Genomic DNA, 17,299 nt, shown 5'->3' on the forward strand with positions numbered 1-17,299 from the left:
CAGTCATGAACGATACGATTCTTGTAGAAGATCACGGGACCTGGGTTGAGATTACACTGAATCGTCCCGACAAACTGAACTCATTCAATGATGAGATGCATTACGCGCTGCAAGACGCGTTGAAATCCGCCCGAGACAACGGCGCGCGCGCCGTCCTTTTGACCGGTGCAGGTCGCGGATTTTGCGCCGGACAGGATCTTGGTGACCGCGATCCATCGAAAATGGACGGCCCGCCTGATCTGAGCAAAACCGTGCGGACCTTCTATGCGCCTTTGGTGCGATTGATCCGGTCGCTGAACTTCCCGGTTATTTGTGCTGTGAACGGTGTTGCTGCCGGAGCTGGGGCCAATCTGGCACTGGCCTGCGACATGGTTTTGGCAGGTGAAAGCGCCAAGTTCATTCAGAGTTTCGCCAAGGTCGGTCTGATCCCTGATACCGGCGGCAGTTGGCACCTGCCTCGCTTGTTGGGAGAGGCCAGAGCCAAAGGACTGGCGCTTACGGCGCAACCCTTGCCAGCAAAACAAGCAGAAGACTGGGGCCTGATCTGGAAAGCCCTGCCCGATGAGCAGTTGATGGCCGAAGCCCGCGCCTTGGCAAACCAAATTGCCAACGGTCCGACCGTTGGGTTGGGTAAGACCAAGCAGTGCATTCAGACCGCGGCGACCACCAGCCTTTCTGATCATCTTGAAATCGAAGCGGACGCTATGAAAATCTGCGGGGAAAGCGAGGACTATGCCGAAGGCGTGTCCAGCTTCCTCGAAAAACGCGCGCCAAGTTTTCAGGGCAAATGACGATGACCCCGCAAGAACGCGCCGCCAAATCTGCCGCTGCTATGTGGGCCAATGATGAGGCCAGCAAATGGTTCGGCATGGAACTCGTTAACGTCGACGAAGGCCGCGCCGTTCTGGCACTGACCGTCGCAACTCATCACTGCAACGGCCATGGCATATGCCACGGCGGCGTCACCCATGCCCTGGCAGACAGCGCGTTTGCCTTTGCCTGCAACAGTCGCAACGTGGCGACCGTCGGCCAACATACAATGATGAGCTATCTCGCACCGGGCCGCCTGGGAGACCGCCTGACCGCAACCGCAACAGAAACTGCTGTTGCAGGTCGTAGCGGTGTCTATGACGTGCGCATCACAAATCAAGATGGCATCACTATCGCCGAATTCCGGGGTATGTCCCGCGCGGTTGGTGGTCAGAATTTTGTCGAATAGAAATACGCTGGAGGAGCAACGCAATGGACGCCCTGTCCCCCAACAAAGCTGAATTGGACCCGATCGAAATCGCATCGATCGACGAAATCCGTGCGACACAGCTTGAACGCCTCAAATGGTCGGTCCGACATGCCTACGAAAACGTGGCGATGTACAAGCAGCGCTTTGATGAGGCGGGTGTCCATCCGGATGATTTGCAACAGCTTTCGGATATTTCGAAGTTCCCGTTCACGTATAAAAACGATCTGCGCGACAACTACCCTTTCGGCCTTTTCGCGGTCCCACGCAGTGAGATTATTCGACTGCACGCGTCTTCCGGGACAACCGGCAAACCAACTGTGGTGGGCTATACCAAAGCTGATATCGATAACTGGGCAGATTTGGGTGCGCGTTCGTTGCGGGCGGCAGGTTTGCGTAAGGGCGATTTGGTCCACAACGCCTATGGCTATGGCCTGTTTACTGGTGGTCTGGGCGCCCACTACGGTATCGAACGATTGGGTGCGACCGTTGTCCCCATGAGCGGCGGGCAGACCGAGAAACAGGTCGGCTTGATACATGATTTTCAGCCCGACGGGATCATGGTGACGCCCTCATACATGCTCAACATCCTTGAACAGTTCCACAAATCCGGGCTCGACCCGAGAAAAAGCTCTCTCAAGGTCGGCGTTTTCGGAGCAGAGCCCTGGACAGACGCGATGCGAACGGAGGTTGAATCCGCGTTCGACATGCACGCGGTTGATATCTACGGCCTGTCTGAAATCATGGGTCCCGGCGTCGCGAGCGAGTGCGTCGAAACAAAAGATGGTCCCGTGATCTGGGAGGATCACTTCCTACCAGAGATCATTGACCCGGCCACAGGCGAAGTACTGCCCGACGGCGAAACCGGCGAGTTGGTTTTCACCACTTTGACAAAAGAAGGTTTGCCAATGATCCGCTACCGAACGCGCGATCTGACCTGTCTGCTGCCTGGAACGGCGCGCTCGATGCGCCGGATGGCAAAGATTACCGGCCGCAGCGACGACATGATGATCCTGAGGGGCGTGAATGTTTTCCCCAGCCAGATCGAAGAGCAGGTCATGGCGACGGGCGGTCTGGCCCCCTACTATCAGATCGAACTTTACAAATCCGGCCGAATGGACGCGATGCGGGTGTTTGTCGAAGCGTCAGCAGACTCAACCGACGAGATGTCAAAGACAGCCGCAGCCCGAATGCTAACTAAGCGCATCAAGGACGTTGTTGGCGTTTCAACGGAAATTGTTGTAGGTGATCCAGGCGACGTCGAACGCTCTCAGGGCAAGGCGAAGCGCGTCATCGACAACCGCGATAAGGAATAAGCCGTGGCCCGGACAATCGCCAAAGACCACGACCAGAAGCGGGAACAGATTCTCAAAAGAGCTGCGAAAATCTTTGCGGATCAGGGGTTCGACCGCGCCTCGATGACCCTGTTGGCAAAAGAGTGCGGGATATCCAAGGCGAACATATACCATTATTACGACAGTAAGGATGCCATCTTGTATGACATCCTTGAGACCTATCTACGTGATTTACGTGACCGCATTTGCAACGTTGATTTCGAAGGGCTTGAGCCTGAAGAGAAACTTCGAAAGGCAGTCCGCGAAATCTTGTTCGCCTATCAAGGTGCTGATGACGAGCACCGGGTTCAGATCAGCGGTATGAACGCCCTCGCCGACGACCAGCAAAAGAAACTGCGCGAGTACCAGCGTGATATGGTCAGCTTCATCAACAATATCCTACAGGAGCTGTCTCCAGAGACATTGGGTGATGACAAGGCCAAGCTGCGCGGAGCCACAATGTCAGTCTTCGGCATGCTGAACTGGTATTACATGTGGAACACGGGAGCAGGAACCAAGGCACGTGAAGACTACGCTGATCTGGTCAGCACACTGACGGTCCACGGCATTCGAAAGCTGTAGGAGGGAAGCACTCTTCTTTCAATTGACGGCTTTTCATTGGCTTCAAGGGAGATTCCTCATCGCAGACTACTGGCATTTCGAATGAGGAGAAAACCAGATGCTGGGCTGTTCAACTAGTATAAATGACCGTATCTAAAACACCCAAAATGGCAAATTTCATTGGGAAAGTACATGGCCGGGCATTTCTCAACCTTTTGGATCGCATCGCGTTGTCTTAAGCATCGCGGTTTTCGGGCTTGTGTTCTGCTAGGTTGAGTGTTGATCAGGTCACCCTTCAAGAGCCAGTACGTGTCAGGCAATTGGTGACGTTTAAAGCCAATGAGAATGACACCGGCAGTGCTTTTATGGAGGTTGGAATTCGGGCCGCGGCAGAAAACACTCGCAGTGGTATGCGGCGTCACACGAACTCTTGCCATGCTACCATATGCACCTCAGCCTTGGAGACGCCTCGCTCGCTAGCCGTTCAATGCCCAATATGGATAAAATTGAGAAGATTAGATGCGCATAGCGTTCAATTGGGCCGTGTCGAACAAATGGATTGGCCGTCACCATTGTTTCAACTGACCCGCTGATCCTGCGCGAAACTAGCAAGGGGCGGCCAAAACCATTACCCAAGTTCGATCCGCGGCTTCGTAGAGCGCGAATTCCCTAGCCTCGCGAGAGAGCATGTTCGCTCGATGTCCGGGTGATCGAGCCCAAGCCGACACAACTGCATCCAACCCTTGCTGCCCCTTTGCGATGTTTTCAGCGACGAAGCACCATTTGTAGCCTGCCCCGAGAACCCGCCTTCCTACATCAGACCCGTTTGATCCGGTGTGCGAAAAGAAACCTCTCTTAGCCATGTCCTCTGCATGAGATTTCGCAGCTTTCTCCAGTTTTTCGCTATATAGCAAGGCGTGAAGACCTTGGCGTTCGCGAAGTGAATTCAATGCGTCCGTCGCCAATGTGTTAGCCACTATGGTCGAAGGGAGCAGGTACGCCAAAACTAGCAGTACACGGAACATTTCAGTCATCCCCAGAATCTTCCAATAGTTACAACCCTGGTTTGCTACAAACGAAGATAATTGGTCGTAAGTCTTGCTACTATAAATCTGCTCCTTCAGGGACTAGATATGCGCAGGCCAAGATAATCGCGGCCTATTGAGCTCTGTTGCAAGCTTTTAGCAATTGGCGGTGTAGCGGCTGCGAAGTGTATGACTTCGGGTCTTAACCAGTTGAAATCCTAATCATGATTTCATTCAAAGGAGCGAAGTATCCGAGAGACGTTATCCAGTTCACGGTCTTCTTTTATGTTCGCTATGGTGTTTCCTGCCGCGATTTGTAAGAAATCAAGTACGAACGAGATGTTCCGGTCGACCACAACACGCTGAACAGTTGGGGTACGCAATTTTCCGGTGCAATCGCTGAAGCAGAACTTCGGCGGAAAGAGCCATGCGACCGCTCCTGGAGAATGAACGAGACTTACATATAAAGGTGAAAGGAACTTGGGTCTGTCATTACCGCGCCGTAGACAAACATGGCAAAATGCTTGATTTCATGCTTTCAGAACGTCGAAACAAACTGGCAGCCACAAAGTTCTTCGCCAAAATGCAGGAGCATCAACGGCCTTCTACGAAAGATTGTCATCGACAAAAGCGGCGCAAACACTGCGGGTAACAAAGCAATCAACAGAATGCTCAAAGGCTTTGGTTGCCCTATACTAATAGAGATTGTCAGGCGAAAGAACTCGAACAATATCATCGAACAAGACCACCAATCCATTAAGAGGCGAATACGACCGATGCTTGGGTCAAACGCCGAAGCATCAGCAGCTGCAACGCTAGATGGAATCGAAGTGGCTCACATGATCTGCAAAGGTCAACTCACGCCCGTTCTCAACCGAAGATGCAACGCCTGAAAAACCCAGGTTCTGTGTCTTCACCGAAATCGGTTTTGAGCCCAACGCAGAAACACTCGACATGTCAGCAGTTTTCATCCGTAAATTGCTGTCCTTCCTCTCGAAGTAGACTAACGACCTCATCAATCGCAGGATGGCGTCTCGATCTATGTGGAAGCTCGAGGGCCAACACCCGACCCGTTCCGATACTTTCCGATGAAACTTTTTTGAGTTGTCCAGACTGAAGCGCCTGCTCAACCAGGCAACTGTGTCCCATAAGTACACCCGCACCGGATTTCGCTTCTTCTACGGCAAGGGCGTATAGCGAATACCTCGGCCCCCTTTGGGGATCACCAACTGAAACACCTGTCGCCTCTGACCACATGGACCAGTCTTCTTGCCACGTCTGGTCGTGCAGCAACTGCGCGGTCTCTAGATCAAGACCATCTGCTATCTTTGCTGAACAAACGGGAAGGATTTCGTCTTCCGCAAGCACGATCTGATCCGGTGTTTCAGCCGGGACGGAAAGGAAAACCGACAGATCAAATAGTTCTCTCGATAGGCTGGGAGGCCTCTCCATCGCTGTCACCGAGACATTCAGGTCGGGACGCTTCTCGCGCAGCTTGCCCAATCGCGCTGGCAACCATAGCTGCGCAATTGAGGGCAAAGCGGCAATATGAATCTCGGGGTTGGGTGCTAGGGTTCGTAAACTCTGCGTCGCCGCCGCGAGAAGATCAAAGGCATGCGTGAACTCTACTGCTAGCTTGCGACCAGAGGAGGATAGCGAAACACCGTGAGCACCTCTTTCAAACAAGGTAGTTCCGGCCCAGCCTTCCAAAGCTTTTATATGTTGTGAGACCGCGCCTGCCGTGACGCCCAACTCCTCGGCCGCAGAAACGAAACTTTCTAGCCTCGCCGCAGCTTCGAAGGCACGCAGAGCATTGAGGGGCGGCCCTTTAGGGCGACGTGGAGCGACAGCCATAGATCTCAGCCTAAGTTTTTCTAAGCCCAGAAATAGCAAAACTAGTTTGCGTTGTCATTCCGATCTGTCCAATCTGTGTGCAGCCAAGGAGGAAATTGCGATGACCATAGAAATGAGAAACTGGGTGCCGGCCGACAGCGAAGCACTAGTCCAGAAGATCGCAACCGAAACGTCTCGCACCTCATCCAAGGCTCTGCTGGATCAGATTGACCATTTAGCCACCCGAAACCGGGAAATCCACGAGCACGAATGCTTCAACCTGAATCCTGCAACCAATGTAATGAACCCGAGAGCTGAAGCACTGCTGTCTTCAGGAATCGGCTCGCGCCCGTCGCTTGGATATCCGGGCGAAAAATATGAGATGGGACTTGAAGCCATCGAAGAGATCGAGGTCATCTCAGCCGAGCTTTGCGCGGAAGTTTTCGACGCAAAGTTCGCAGAAATCCGCGTGCCTTCTGGCGCGATTGCGAACCTCTATGGCTTCATGGCCACCTGCCAAGCAGGCGATACGATCATTGCACCGCCGGCATCGATCGGTGGGCACGTAACACATCACATCGCAGGATGCGCCGGTTTGTTTGGTTTGCAAACAATAGATGCACCAACTGATGCCGATGGCTACACCGTCGATCTCGACCAGCTGCGCGCGCTTGTGCGAAGGGAGCGTCCCAAATTGATCACGATCGGCGGAAGTCTCAACCTTTTTGAGCACCCGGTCAAAGATGTACGAGCCATTGCAGATGAAGTCGGTGCCAAGGTGATGTTCGACGCCGCGCACCAATGCGGTATTATCGCAGGAAGAGCTTGGCGCAATCCCTTGGTCGAGGGCGCACACTTCATAACAATGAGTACGTACAAGAGCCTCGGCGGTCCTGCTGGGGGGCTGATTGTCACAAACGATGCGGAGATCGCAAAGGCTTTGGATGCCATAGCATTCCCAGGCATGACGGCAAACTTTGATGCTGCGAAGTCAGCTGCGCTTGCTGTGACGATGCTTGATTGGCGCGACTATGGACAGGACTACGCTGCCGAGATGATCGCAATGTCCCGCGCAATGGCCCAGGGCCTCGATGCGCGAGGTGTTCCGGTTTTTGCCGGACGCGAGGGCTTCACTGCCTCTCACCAGTTCGCTGTTCTGGCAGAACGCTTTGGCGGTGGACAGGCTGCATCCAAGACCCTGCGCAAAGCCGGGTTCCTGGCTTGCGGTATTGGCCTGCCGGTGACGGAAATCGAAGGTGACATGAATGGTCTGCGCATCGGTACGCCCGAGTTGGTGAGATGGGGCATGACGTCTGATCACGCCGACAGACTGTCTTCTCTGATTGCGCGCGGATTGAAGGGCGACGATATCGCCGCCGAAGTGGCTGACTGGCGCTGTCATTTTGCAAGTGTGCACTTCGTTCACGGCTAGATCTATAAATATCGCCGCAGGAGAATAAATGACCGCTTCGTCCGCACACTTCCGACACCAACCAGGGTTCGAAAGTGCAGCGAATGGCCGGTCTGACGGACCGCACCGCGGCACCACGATCCTTGGCTCAAGGTTCGGATTGGGCCGCTCATAGAAAGTTACGAACAGAATTCACAGTATCACCGCAGATCTCAACGCTAACGCTAAGATTCAACTATGTTGGCTACAACAATTCGCGGGCCATTGACTTCAAGTGACGCATGTCGGTACCGCAGCACCCTCCAAATACTTTAATCGAAGGATTCTGCCGCGCAATCGCGCCAATCTGCTTACCAAGTTCAATTGGATCGCCTTCGTCCAGCTCATCTGCCTCGTCCAGCTCCGCATGCGAGCAACTTGAAGCGTTCGCCACCAGTCCTTTAAGTCGAGGGTGATTGCCAAGCGCTCCGCCGAAATGGGTCGGATGGGCGCAGTTAACCATAAAAAACAGCGCCGCTGAGTCGGTTGCCGCATCGATCTGGTCTACTCCGTCCACAAGTTTGGTTCCGTCTGCCAAGCACCCGTCTGTCTCAACGGCCAGAGACATTATGATCGGCAGATCAGCGTCTCGGGCGGCGAAGATGCATCCCGCTGCCTCGCTTGGACGGTTGAATGTATAAGCGGTGACCAGGTCGACGCTTGTGTCTTTCAGGCTTCGCATTTGAGCGGCGTGATACTGACGTGCATCTTCGAGGGGTACTGGTGGGATATCGGCGTAAGGATCATAGCGGGGGCCGATACAGGCCGACACCAGTACATCATCGCGAGCGGAAGTTTGGCGTAATTCCTCCATTAGACTGACCGCATCTTTGTTCACTTCAACGAGCCGTTCTGCATCGTACCCCAAGGGCGCTGCCCGGTCGGCGTTCGCCATCCATGTGGGCGCATCAAGGATGCATCCGACATTCATTTCACGCGCGAGATCGACAAGAGCTTTCATTTGACCGGCCAGTATTGCCCTTGTGTCAGGCTCTTCCAGCAATGGAAACGACGCGAAACCAGGCAACTCAACTCCATGATTAAATATCAGGTCGGTGCCAGTGCCAGCATAAACCAGATAAGTCTTTTGACCTTCGAGTGGGAACTGTCGTGCCATTTTAGTCCACTCCCATTGCTGTTAAGCTTTCAAAAGAAACCTACATTGTCTCGGGTTTTCTGTGAACCTTAGGGCGGCGACACACTGTGTTCCGCGGGACTGACCCCATCTTCCCGGGCAACTCTGAACCGCAGCGAAAGTCTCCTTCTGCCGGCCGCACTGCAGCGTCATCAAGCTTTAAACAAAGGCAGGTTTGGGCCCAGACAGCCGTTACAAATGGCGGCTCATTGGTTTGGCGTCAGATATAGTCGAACGCCCATTCGTTGTAGCCCTGTTCTCCGCGGTACCATAGAACTTTGTCGGCTTCAGACTCACCGTGGTTCCAACGCTGCTTGACGCCTTGCCCCATTGCCCTGCGAACCAGAGCGCGTCGTTTCTGACTGAGAACGATGCTTTCCATCAACTCAGCTTCATTCCATTTTTCTTCGACTTCTTGGATGAATCCGTGGACCAATTCGCGATGGCTCTCGGCATGTGCAAGGTTTGTGCGCTCATTCGGGTCGTCCGATAGATCAAAGAGCATGATCCCGTCATGGGAAGACGAGATGAATTTGAAGTTCCCACGGCGGATCATGAACATCGGAACCTTGGTCGCCTCGGCCAGATACTCGGCATAGACTGCGCGTTCAGGTGGCGGATTACCCCTGTCTGCGAGTGACAACAGATCCACACCTTCCAGCGGTTCTACAGCGTTCTCAATCTCGGCAATTGTGTTCAGGGTCGGGACGACATCGACAAGAGATGTCAACTCCTGAACCCGTTGCGGCGCGATACCGGGGCCAGCGATGATAAGGGGAATGCGCAGGGACTTTTCAAAGAAATGCTTTTTGAACCACATGCCACGTTCACCAAGCATCTCACCATGATCCGAAGTGAAAACAATTACGGTGTTCTGGTCCGCGCCGGTTGCTCTCAGGGCATCTATGATCCGAGTCATCAGGCTATCGATATAGCTTATAGATCCATAGTAGGCGCGGATGGCGCGGACAACGTCCTCGTCACTGAACTGGATGCCCAACATACCAAAATCCTTGAGTAGGCGGACAGAGTGAGGATCATGCTCATTTTCCGACAATGCCCCGACAGCGGGCATGGGGATGTATTTTCCTTCGTAGAGATCCCAGAACTCTTTCCGGCAAAGGTAAGGTTCATGCGGATGGGTGTAAGAGACTTGCAAAAAGAACGGGCGTTTGTCGTCACCGCGCGCCATATCGAATATGTGTTGTATTGCCTTGAACGTGACCTCTTCATCATAGTCGATCTGGACCGATCGCTCGCAGATCCCGGCGATGCGCACGGCCCGAGGATCGTTGGTGTCGCGCTTGCCCTCGTTTTCCCAATTGGGAACCCAGGCGAAATCACCCGGATACAGGTCCGCTGTCAGGCGCTTTTCAAACCCGTGGAACTGATCAGGGCCGATGAAATGCATCTTGCCGGACAGGGCCGTTTGATAGCCCGCTGCGCGCAGGTAATGCGCATAGGTCGGGATTTCGGCCGAAAACTCTGCTGCATTGTCATAAGCGCCAACTTTCGACGCCAGCTGCCCTGTTGCCATCGAAAAGCGGGATGGTGCACAAAGCGGATAGTTGCAATAGGCGTTCTCAAACACCACACCACGCGCGGCCAAATCATCAATGGTCGGGGAGTGGCAGATGGTGTCTCCGTAGGTTTGCAGGGCAGACGCCGTCAGCTGATCGACCTGAAAGAACAGGATATTTGGGCGAGATTCGGTCATGTTACCACCGTCCCATCAGGCTGCGGACATATCCAACCGGGCCGGTTTCGTACCATTTCTTGTGACCACGCTCACGCGATGAAATGCCGAAGCTTTGCGATACACGGTCAATGACGATGGCCAGAAATACGATGCCCAGCCCACCGACGGTCGCCAGACCCATGTCCAGACGCCCGATGCCCCGCAGAACCATCTGGCCCAGACCAGTCACGGAAATCATCGAAGACACCACGACCATGCTCAAGGCCATCATGATGGTCTGGTTCACGCCTGCCATGATGGTCGGCATCGCCAAAGGTAGCTCGACCTTATACAGCGTTTGCCGGTTCGAAGCACCAAAGGCGCGCGCGGCCTCGACCATATCGCCCCGAACCTGTCGGATGCCCAGATTGGTCAGGCGCACCACTGGCGGCAGGGCGTAGATGAATGTCACGATTACACCTGAGACATTGCCGATCGAGAACAACATCACGATTGGCACCAGGTAGACAAAGGACGGGATCGTTTGCATCAGATCAAGCATGGGCTGCAGAACCGTCCAGAACCGATCATTCTTGGCCGAGTAAACACCCAGCGGAATGCCGATCAGTGAACAGAACACAACGCATGTCAGAACGATGGACAGGGTGGTCATGCTTTCTTCCCATGCACCCATCAGACCGATGGCAAGCATGCAGGCCGCCGAGATCAGGCCCAGACGGCGACCGCCTGCCTGCCAGGCCACCAAAATGATTAATGCCAGAACCACCAAGTCTGGGGCCTGGGTCAGAGCGTCCTCCAATCCGGTCAGAACGATTTCAAACGGCACCTTGATCGCCTGAAAGATGAAGCGGAAATTGGTCACCACCCATTGCAGGAAGGATTCAACCCATGTGCCAACGGGGACCCATTCGGTGTCAAAAACATTCCAGATATCCATGATTTCGCCCCTTACCCGCGCAACGCAGTCAACGCGTCCTTGATGGTGATCTGCCCAACGGAGGCATGATCCGGACTAACGACGGTGACTGGAGACTGATCTTCCATGAACAGATCAATGATCTCACCCAGTTCAGCGTCGACGCGCACGGTCTTTTCCGTTGTCTCCCGCCCGTTCAGCGGCTCCATGATGGTTTCCGCCCGGACCAGCGCGACACGGCTGATGCCTTTCACAAACTCTGCGACATAGTCGTCCTTGGGGCTGGTCACGATTTCTTCGGGTGTACCAATCTGCACGATCTCACCGTCATTCATGATGGCAATGTGATCTCCCATCCGGATGGCTTCATCCAGATCATGGGTGATGAACAGCGTGGTTTTGTGCATATGCGCCGACAGGTTCAGGAACTGGTCCTGCAATTGGCGGCGGATCAGAGGATCAAGCGCCGAGAATGGCTCGTCCATCAACAGGATTTCTGGGTCGGCTGCCAATGCGCGGGCGAGACCGACACGTTGCTGCATGCCGCCCGAAAGCTGATCGGGGTAGTGATCAATCCAACCGCCTAGATCCATGGCTTCGAGCGCCTTGACTGCCGCCTCTCGCCGTGTTGGCAAATCAATGCCGCGAACTTCGAGCCCGAATCCGACATTTTCGCCCAAGGTTCGATGCGGCCACAGCGCCATATGCTGGAAGACCATGCCAATCGTTTCGGCTCGCAATTGGCGAAGTTCTTCTTCGCCCATCGTGTCCACACGCTGGCCAGCCACATGAATTTGGCCAGACGTCGGTTCAATCAACCTGTTGACGTGGCGCACAAGGGTGGACTTGCCTGACCCGGACAGTCCCATGATGCAGAAAATCTCGCCCTTCCGGACGCTGAAACTCGCATCCCGAACGCCAAGAACGCAGCCAAATCTGTCTCTTACGTCCTCTTTCGACAGCCCCTCAGCCAGGACCGCCTTCATGGCTTCGTCCGAGCGGTTGCCGTAGATTTTCCAGAGGTCACGACATTCGATCTGTGCGTCAGCCATTGTCTTGTTCCTTCAAAAAACCGGAGCGGCCGGACAAGCCGCCCCAAAGTCTTCGGGGAGAGTTAGTTTGCGGCAGCCGCGGCCTCGGCCACCCAACCGTCGAATTGCGCTTGGTTTTCGGCAATCCAATCGGCGGCGTGGCGCTGGAAGTCTTCCAGCGTATTTTCCCCGTCGCGCAGTTTTACTTGCGCCGCGTTGACGGCGCTGATCGGGATATCGACCAGTTCAAAGAACTTGGCGGCGGCGGGGTTCTCTTCAAGGAATTCATTGTTCGCGACAATATAGACGTCGTTCACAGCAAAACCCGCGTCCATCTCGCCGTCGCTTTGAACACCGATCTGCACTACGTCTTCACCGGGGATCAGGACATCGCTGATCCAGTTTGGCGTCCATGTGTAATACAGGATGGCGCCACCTTCGTTATATCGCGTAATAGTGTCCGCCATGATCGCGAAATAGCTACCCTGATCATGTTGAACGTTTTCGCGCAGGTTCAAATTGTCCAGATGATCCTCGATTGCGATTTCACATCCCCAACCGGGATTGCATCCGGACAGGTTGGCACGACCATCGCCATCTGCATCAAACAGGGCAGCAACGGCAGGATCGGAAAACTGTTGAACGCTGGTTATGCCGTTCGCTTCGGCGGTCTTCTTGTCGATAAAGAACCCTTGGCCTGCCCCGGTAATCCCGGCCTTTACACGCGTCATTGTGCTTTCGCCGCCGGACTTGTCAAAAAAGTCGTTATGGAGGGGTTTCCAGTGATTGAAGGTGTAGTCGGCGTCGCCAGACGCGACAGCCAGATGCACAGCCGGGAAATCTGCTTCCAAGGTTTCTTCGACGTTGTAGCCCAAAGCCTCCAAACCCTGTTGCACGACCATATGCTGAAACCATGCGTTGGCGGGCGATCCCTTAATTGGCGAGACATCAACACCTGCGCCGGGCTGATCGGCCGCAAATGCCGGAAGTCCAAGCACGGTTGTCATCGCTGCGGTGCGCGCAAAATTGGAGAAGTTTGTCATGTTTTCCTCCCTGAAATTTACAAGAGCCTATTTGGCCGGTTTCTTCTCTTGGGGTAATTTTTTGTCATCTGAATGCAGTTGTGAAGTTCCAAAATACCATCCAGTTTGTTAACCAGAACGTTATGGTAAATCTTCGCAAAACACTTACTAAGCTGCCGCATCTGATAACCTTTGAGGCAGCATGCAGAAATTCCAACTTTACACGTTCGGCAGAAGAGCTGGGCGTCACGCGCGTGTCGGTTAGTCGCCAGATTGCCGAGCTTGAACAAGCACTTGGTACGACGCTGTTTGTCAGGGACCACAGAAAAGTATCTTTGACTCTGGCGGGCAGGATGCTGGAGGCTGAGGTGGCTCCGGCTTTGCATCAGATTGCAAACGCCGTTCTGAATGTCTCAAAGACGTCAGGTGATACCCCACTGACAGTAACCACGACGACTGCCTTTGCGACCTACTGGCTCATGCCGCGTATGGTGGATTTCAGCAATCAGTTCCCGGAGGTTGAACTGAACCTTGTAGTCACTGATCGTAAGCTGGACCTTGCCGCGGAAAACGTCGATGTTGCGATCCGTTATTCCAAGGAAAAGCCAACCGGAGACAACGTAATTCCGCTGTTGCGCGAGCGCATTTTTCCAGTGATGAGCCCAAAATACTCTCCCAGTACTGCTCTGTCAGAACCCATGGATCTGATGAAGGAGAATTTGCTTTACCTGTCTGGTATCTATCGGGCTGGGGCGCGTTGGCCACATTGGTTTAAAGCCAACGATTTGGTGCTGTCAGCGGACTCCAGCGGCGTGGCTATGAATACCTATATCAACATGCTGCAGGCCGCGATCGCGGGACAAGGTATCGCTTTGGCGGGAAACCCATTGGTCGACCCATATCTCGCTGACGGAACTTTGATAAAGTTGGAAGGATTCTTGGAAATCGAACGCGACTATTTCTATTTAATCAACGCTGCTGCAGACAGAGAAGACACAAGAAAGTTCTGCAGTTGGGTAATTGATCAAGCAACTCAACTGTAAGATCCGCCAGTACTACAGCAGAAAGTGCGCTTCGCACTCTAAATCAGTTCGCAATATTGCGCCTGCGGCAAATGTCTTCTCTGACGGACCGCAGCGCAGCAATAGGACTAATGTATCAACGACAGCTTTGGGCTGTTCCTAGCTAATGGGCCGCGGAAGTTGCCCTTCATTAGGTTTTCGTCCTTGTCACGGTGCGGCTTCGGACAGGGAGCCCAGCCATTCCCAAACTTTCTTTTAAGCGGCGTATTTCGAAGCTCTCTCGGTCAAAAAGGCGAAGTATCTCCGTTCGGTTCGGACGCTCCTGCTCGCCACGCGCACCAGTTGTCCTTGATCAATCAAGTTTTGAAAGAACATTTACCAGCCAAGGATCACGCATCACCATTTCTCGCAGCCTGGAGGCACACTATGAATGAGGTGAAGCATTGTTCGAATCGAAGCACCGGGAGTGAAGTGTTCGTTCCTCTGACATACGTCTCCCAGTCATTGGCGTGAACTCAAGCCGAAAGGTGCAGCAAAGGCAGCCGCGCAAGCGCTCACGGTCAGCGTATACTGGCGCTTTGAAATGTGTATAGACTCATGGAAACGCCCTATCCAAAGGTATTCAGACCCGACCATCAGTTCGCCTTCCATCCACCTCTCGGCTAAGATCTGAATTGCTTCAGAAATCTCTAAGCGGACCGGTTGCTAAGTTTTGCTTTGTAGCACCGAAAACAGCTCGTTGATCTAACCTGACGCCATGATGTCAACGACTTTCATCTTCACCACGTCACAGCCGCACAACTCGCTGGCGATGGCCATTTTAAAGAGAGGCGAGCGGCGATAGTTCGTTGCGAGTTCTAATCTTACTCGAATTGCCCAGACGTGTTTAGGTTTCAAAGGTCGTTTCTGACCGACGATGCGTCCCTTTTTCCAAGAGGAACGAAGAGCACGAATGGCAGGTGAGTTTTGTGTTTCCACAACTGATCCTCCGATCCGCTATGCACGCCCACAACGAAGACCTGAAGTTGACTAGATAGGGCATAACAGGATGCCGCGCTGTCACCGAGGTCGCCACTGAGCCCCAAGGTGACCTTGTCGGGCTGACAGAACCTGAGCGTCGCGTTAAGTTCGTAGAAACGGGGGTTAACGAATGGACAGAAGGCTTACCACGGTGCTTGCAGCTGATATTGTTGGCTACTCTGCACTGATGGATCGTGATCGGGAGGGCACGATTGCAGCGCTCAGATCATTTCGTGAAGAAACGCTTCAGTGTCTGTTGGAGGACCATGACGGAACGCTGATCAAAAGTATGGGCGATGGTTGGATTGCCGAGTTCAAATCCACATCAGATGCCGCAGATTGCGCAATCGCAATACAGTCAGCTCAGAAACCGGACGGTATCAAACTTCGAATTGGCATTCATACCGGAGAGGTCGTCACGGATGGTGATGACATTTTTGGTGACGGAATAAATGTCGCCTCCCGTCTCGAAGCGCTGGCCGAGCCGGATCAAGTTCTGATGTCAGACACCTCGCACAACAGTTTGGACCGTGGTGATGCATCTCACTTCGAAGGCGGCGAGCAAACTGAACTGAAGAACATCACACGCCGCATTGGTGTTTGGCACTGGCCCAAAGGCACTTCGGCCAATCTTTCCACAACAACAGATGTCAGACCCGGGATTGCCGTACTTCCGTTCGACAACATGTCCGGTGACCCTGAACAGGAGTTTTTTGCAGACGGCATTACCGAGGACATCATCACAGAGCTGTCTCGTTTCCGCTGGCTTATGGTGTTGGCCCGAAACTCGTCATTCACGTTCAAAGGCAAAAGCACGGATATACGTGAAGTCGGGCGCACTCTTGGGGTGCGGTATGTTCTAGAGGGCTCGGTCAGACGTGCAGGTCAGCGCGTCCGCATTACAGGGCAGCTGATTGATGCAGAAAACGGCAGCCATCTTTGGGCAGATCGATTTGACGGCGTGCTTGATGATATTTTTGACCTTCAAGACAAAGTCACCGTTGAGGTCGTGACAGCGATTGAGCCATCACTGAGGCACGCTGAAACAAACCGAGCACGAGCGAAACCAACGGACAATTTGGAAGCTTACGAACTGTACCTTCGGGCGCAATCGCACTTCCATCTTTTGACGGACGAAGACAACCGCAAGGCCATACAACTCACAACACTCGCACTGGATCGTGATCCAGACTATACGTCCGCATCCGGGCTTTTGGCTTGGTTGCATATTCAACGAATGGTTCAAGGACTTGAACCTATTGGTGACGGGCCAAAGGAAGCTGTCACGGCCGCTGAACGGGTCCTCATGAGCGATCGTGCAGACGGGATCGCAATGGCGTATGCGGCGCATTCCATCTCAATGCTCGCGCGAGACCTGCCGCGTGCGCGGGACGTTTTCAAACAAGCGCTCAAGCAAAATCCAAACGCTGCAACAGTTCACATGCTAGCATCCATTAACCTATGCCTGCTTGATAGGCCGGAGGAGGCTCTGAAACACGCGGTTCAATCTGTCGACCTTAGCCCACATGATCCGTTGCGCCACGCCGCCTACCTTGCTCAGGCAAGCGCACTCTTTCAGCTTGAGCGATATGAGGAAGCGGCTGGAGCTTGTCGGGATGCTTTGTCAGTGCGATCCAGCTTCGTCATGAGTCACCTCATGCTGATCGCTTCTCTGGGGCACCTGACTGATGAAGAAGTCGCTCGCAAAGCGGTTAAAGACCTGCAGATTTTGCGCCCGGGCTTGACTGCCGCTTCACAGGAAACCCAGATACCAATCTTCACTGTTCCAGCCTCCGCAAACAACTGGCGTGAAGGTTGGTTGAAGGCAGGGTTACCTCAATAGGTGACTGGCAAAGTCGGCAAATGTCTGCAAATTAGATGTTCAGTTAAGTTGCAGGGAACGACGGCAATTCGGAAAATGCGGGACAAAGCCGCCCTTCAGTCAGTGGGTGGTTCGTAGGGGTCCGGCGTTCCTGGGGGGATCGGAGGAAACTCCTCGAAGGTAGCAATGTGC

The 17,299-nt window shown here is 53.8% G+C and carries 15 protein-coding genes and 1 pseudogene; 8 read left to right on the plus strand and 8 right to left on the minus strand.

The window, feature by feature from the left end; all coding sequences use genetic code 11:
- The first annotated feature begins 5 nt into the window (after nucleotides 1-5).
- From paaG to ACRZ95_RS19295, 4 genes are read left to right on the plus strand one after another with little or no spacing between them, the layout of a single operon-like run.
- A complete protein-coding gene (gene paaG / locus ACRZ95_RS19280; RefSeq protein WP_170681189.1) occupies nucleotides 6-791 on the plus strand; it encodes a 2-(1,2-epoxy-1,2-dihydrophenyl)acetyl-CoA isomerase PaaG in 786 nt (261 codons plus the stop codon).
- A gap of 2 nt (nucleotides 792-793) precedes the next feature.
- Complete coding sequence (paaI, locus tag ACRZ95_RS19285) at nucleotides 794-1,219, plus strand: hydroxyphenylacetyl-CoA thioesterase PaaI (RefSeq protein WP_170668388.1); 426 nt, start codon at nucleotides 794-796, stop codon at nucleotides 1,217-1,219.
- Between the two features lie 23 nt (nucleotides 1,220-1,242).
- Nucleotides 1,243-2,553, plus strand: a complete 1,311-nt coding sequence (gene paaK, locus ACRZ95_RS19290; protein WP_170681190.1) for a phenylacetate--CoA ligase PaaK — start codon at nucleotides 1,243-1,245, stop codon at nucleotides 2,551-2,553.
- Between the two features lie 3 nt (nucleotides 2,554-2,556).
- Nucleotides 2,557-3,153 carry a TetR/AcrR family transcriptional regulator gene (locus tag ACRZ95_RS19295; protein ID WP_170681191.1) on the plus strand — a complete coding sequence of 199 codons (597 nt, stop codon included), beginning with the start codon at nucleotides 2,557-2,559 and terminating at the stop codon, nucleotides 3,151-3,153.
- Nucleotides 3,154-3,737: 584 nt separating this feature from the next.
- On the opposite strand, the gene ACRZ95_RS19300 is transcribed toward ACRZ95_RS19295, so the two are convergent.
- Nucleotides 3,738-4,166, minus strand: a complete 429-nt coding sequence (locus ACRZ95_RS19300; protein ID WP_480555423.1) for a CAP domain-containing protein — start codon at nucleotides 4,164-4,166, stop codon at nucleotides 3,738-3,740.
- Nucleotides 4,167-4,381: 215 nt separating this feature from the next.
- Between ACRZ95_RS19300 and ACRZ95_RS19305 the strand changes: the two are divergent.
- A pseudogene (locus ACRZ95_RS19305) lies at nucleotides 4,382-5,050 on the plus strand (IS6 family transposase).
- Between the two features lie 64 nt (nucleotides 5,051-5,114).
- On the opposite strand, the gene ACRZ95_RS19310 reads toward ACRZ95_RS19305, so the two are convergent.
- On the minus strand, nucleotides 5,115-6,011 hold the full coding sequence (locus ACRZ95_RS19310) for a LysR family transcriptional regulator (protein ID WP_170681192.1): 897 nt from the start codon (nucleotides 6,009-6,011) through the stop codon (nucleotides 5,115-5,117).
- Nucleotides 6,012-6,111: 100 nt separating this feature from the next.
- Between ACRZ95_RS19310 and ACRZ95_RS19315 the strand changes: the two genes are divergently transcribed.
- Nucleotides 6,112-7,422 (plus strand): aminotransferase class I/II-fold pyridoxal phosphate-dependent enzyme, encoded by a 1,311-nt coding sequence (locus ACRZ95_RS19315; RefSeq protein ID WP_170681193.1) that lies wholly within the window; start codon nucleotides 6,112-6,114, stop codon nucleotides 7,420-7,422.
- A 223-nt stretch (nucleotides 7,423-7,645) separates the two neighbouring features.
- On the opposite strand, the gene ACRZ95_RS19320 is transcribed toward ACRZ95_RS19315, so the two are convergent.
- The 5 genes from ACRZ95_RS19320 to proX all read right to left on the minus strand — a co-directional run bounded on the left by ACRZ95_RS19320 (nucleotide 7,646) and on the right by proX (nucleotide 13,264).
- Entirely contained in the window at nucleotides 7,646-8,557 is a 912-nt protein-coding gene (locus ACRZ95_RS19320; protein WP_170681196.1) for a homocysteine S-methyltransferase family protein, read from the minus strand.
- A gap of 238 nt (nucleotides 8,558-8,795) precedes the next feature.
- Nucleotides 8,796-10,292, minus strand: coding sequence for a choline-sulfatase (gene betC / locus ACRZ95_RS19325; protein WP_170681198.1), 1,497 nt, complete (start codon nucleotides 10,290-10,292; stop codon nucleotides 8,796-8,798).
- A gap of 1 nt (nucleotide 10,293) precedes the next feature.
- On the minus strand, nucleotides 10,294-11,211 hold the full coding sequence (locus tag ACRZ95_RS19330) for an ABC transporter permease subunit (protein WP_170681200.1): 918 nt from the start codon (nucleotides 11,209-11,211) through the stop codon (nucleotides 10,294-10,296).
- An 11-nt stretch (nucleotides 11,212-11,222) separates the two neighbouring features.
- On the minus strand, nucleotides 11,223-12,242 hold the full coding sequence (locus tag ACRZ95_RS19335; protein ID WP_170549618.1) for a glycine betaine/L-proline ABC transporter ATP-binding protein: 1,020 nt from the start codon (nucleotides 12,240-12,242) through the stop codon (nucleotides 11,223-11,225).
- A 62-nt stretch (nucleotides 12,243-12,304) separates the two neighbouring features.
- Nucleotides 12,305-13,264: a glycine betaine/L-proline ABC transporter substrate-binding protein ProX gene (proX, locus tag ACRZ95_RS19340; protein WP_170549615.1), complete on the minus strand. Its 960-nt coding sequence runs from the start codon at nucleotides 13,262-13,264 to the stop codon at nucleotides 12,305-12,307.
- Between the two features lie 80 nt (nucleotides 13,265-13,344).
- Between proX and ACRZ95_RS19345 the strand changes: the two genes are divergently transcribed.
- Nucleotides 13,345-14,286, plus strand: coding sequence for a LysR substrate-binding domain-containing protein (locus ACRZ95_RS19345; RefSeq protein WP_480555426.1), 942 nt, complete (start codon nucleotides 13,345-13,347; stop codon nucleotides 14,284-14,286).
- Nucleotides 14,287-15,009: 723 nt separating this feature from the next.
- Here ACRZ95_RS19345 and ACRZ95_RS19350 read toward each other — a convergent pair.
- Complete coding sequence (locus ACRZ95_RS19350; protein ID WP_480555428.1) at nucleotides 15,010-15,243, minus strand: site-specific integrase; 234 nt, start codon at nucleotides 15,241-15,243, stop codon at nucleotides 15,010-15,012.
- A gap of 172 nt (nucleotides 15,244-15,415) precedes the next feature.
- Here ACRZ95_RS19350 and ACRZ95_RS19355 point away from each other — a divergent pair, with 172 nt between their 5' ends.
- A complete protein-coding gene (locus ACRZ95_RS19355; RefSeq protein WP_170681202.1) occupies nucleotides 15,416-17,128 on the plus strand; it encodes an adenylate/guanylate cyclase domain-containing protein in 1,713 nt (570 codons plus the stop codon).
- Nucleotides 17,129-17,299 lie beyond the last annotated feature (171 nt).

It is taken from the genome of Ruegeria sp. AI3, from assembly GCF_056541245.1.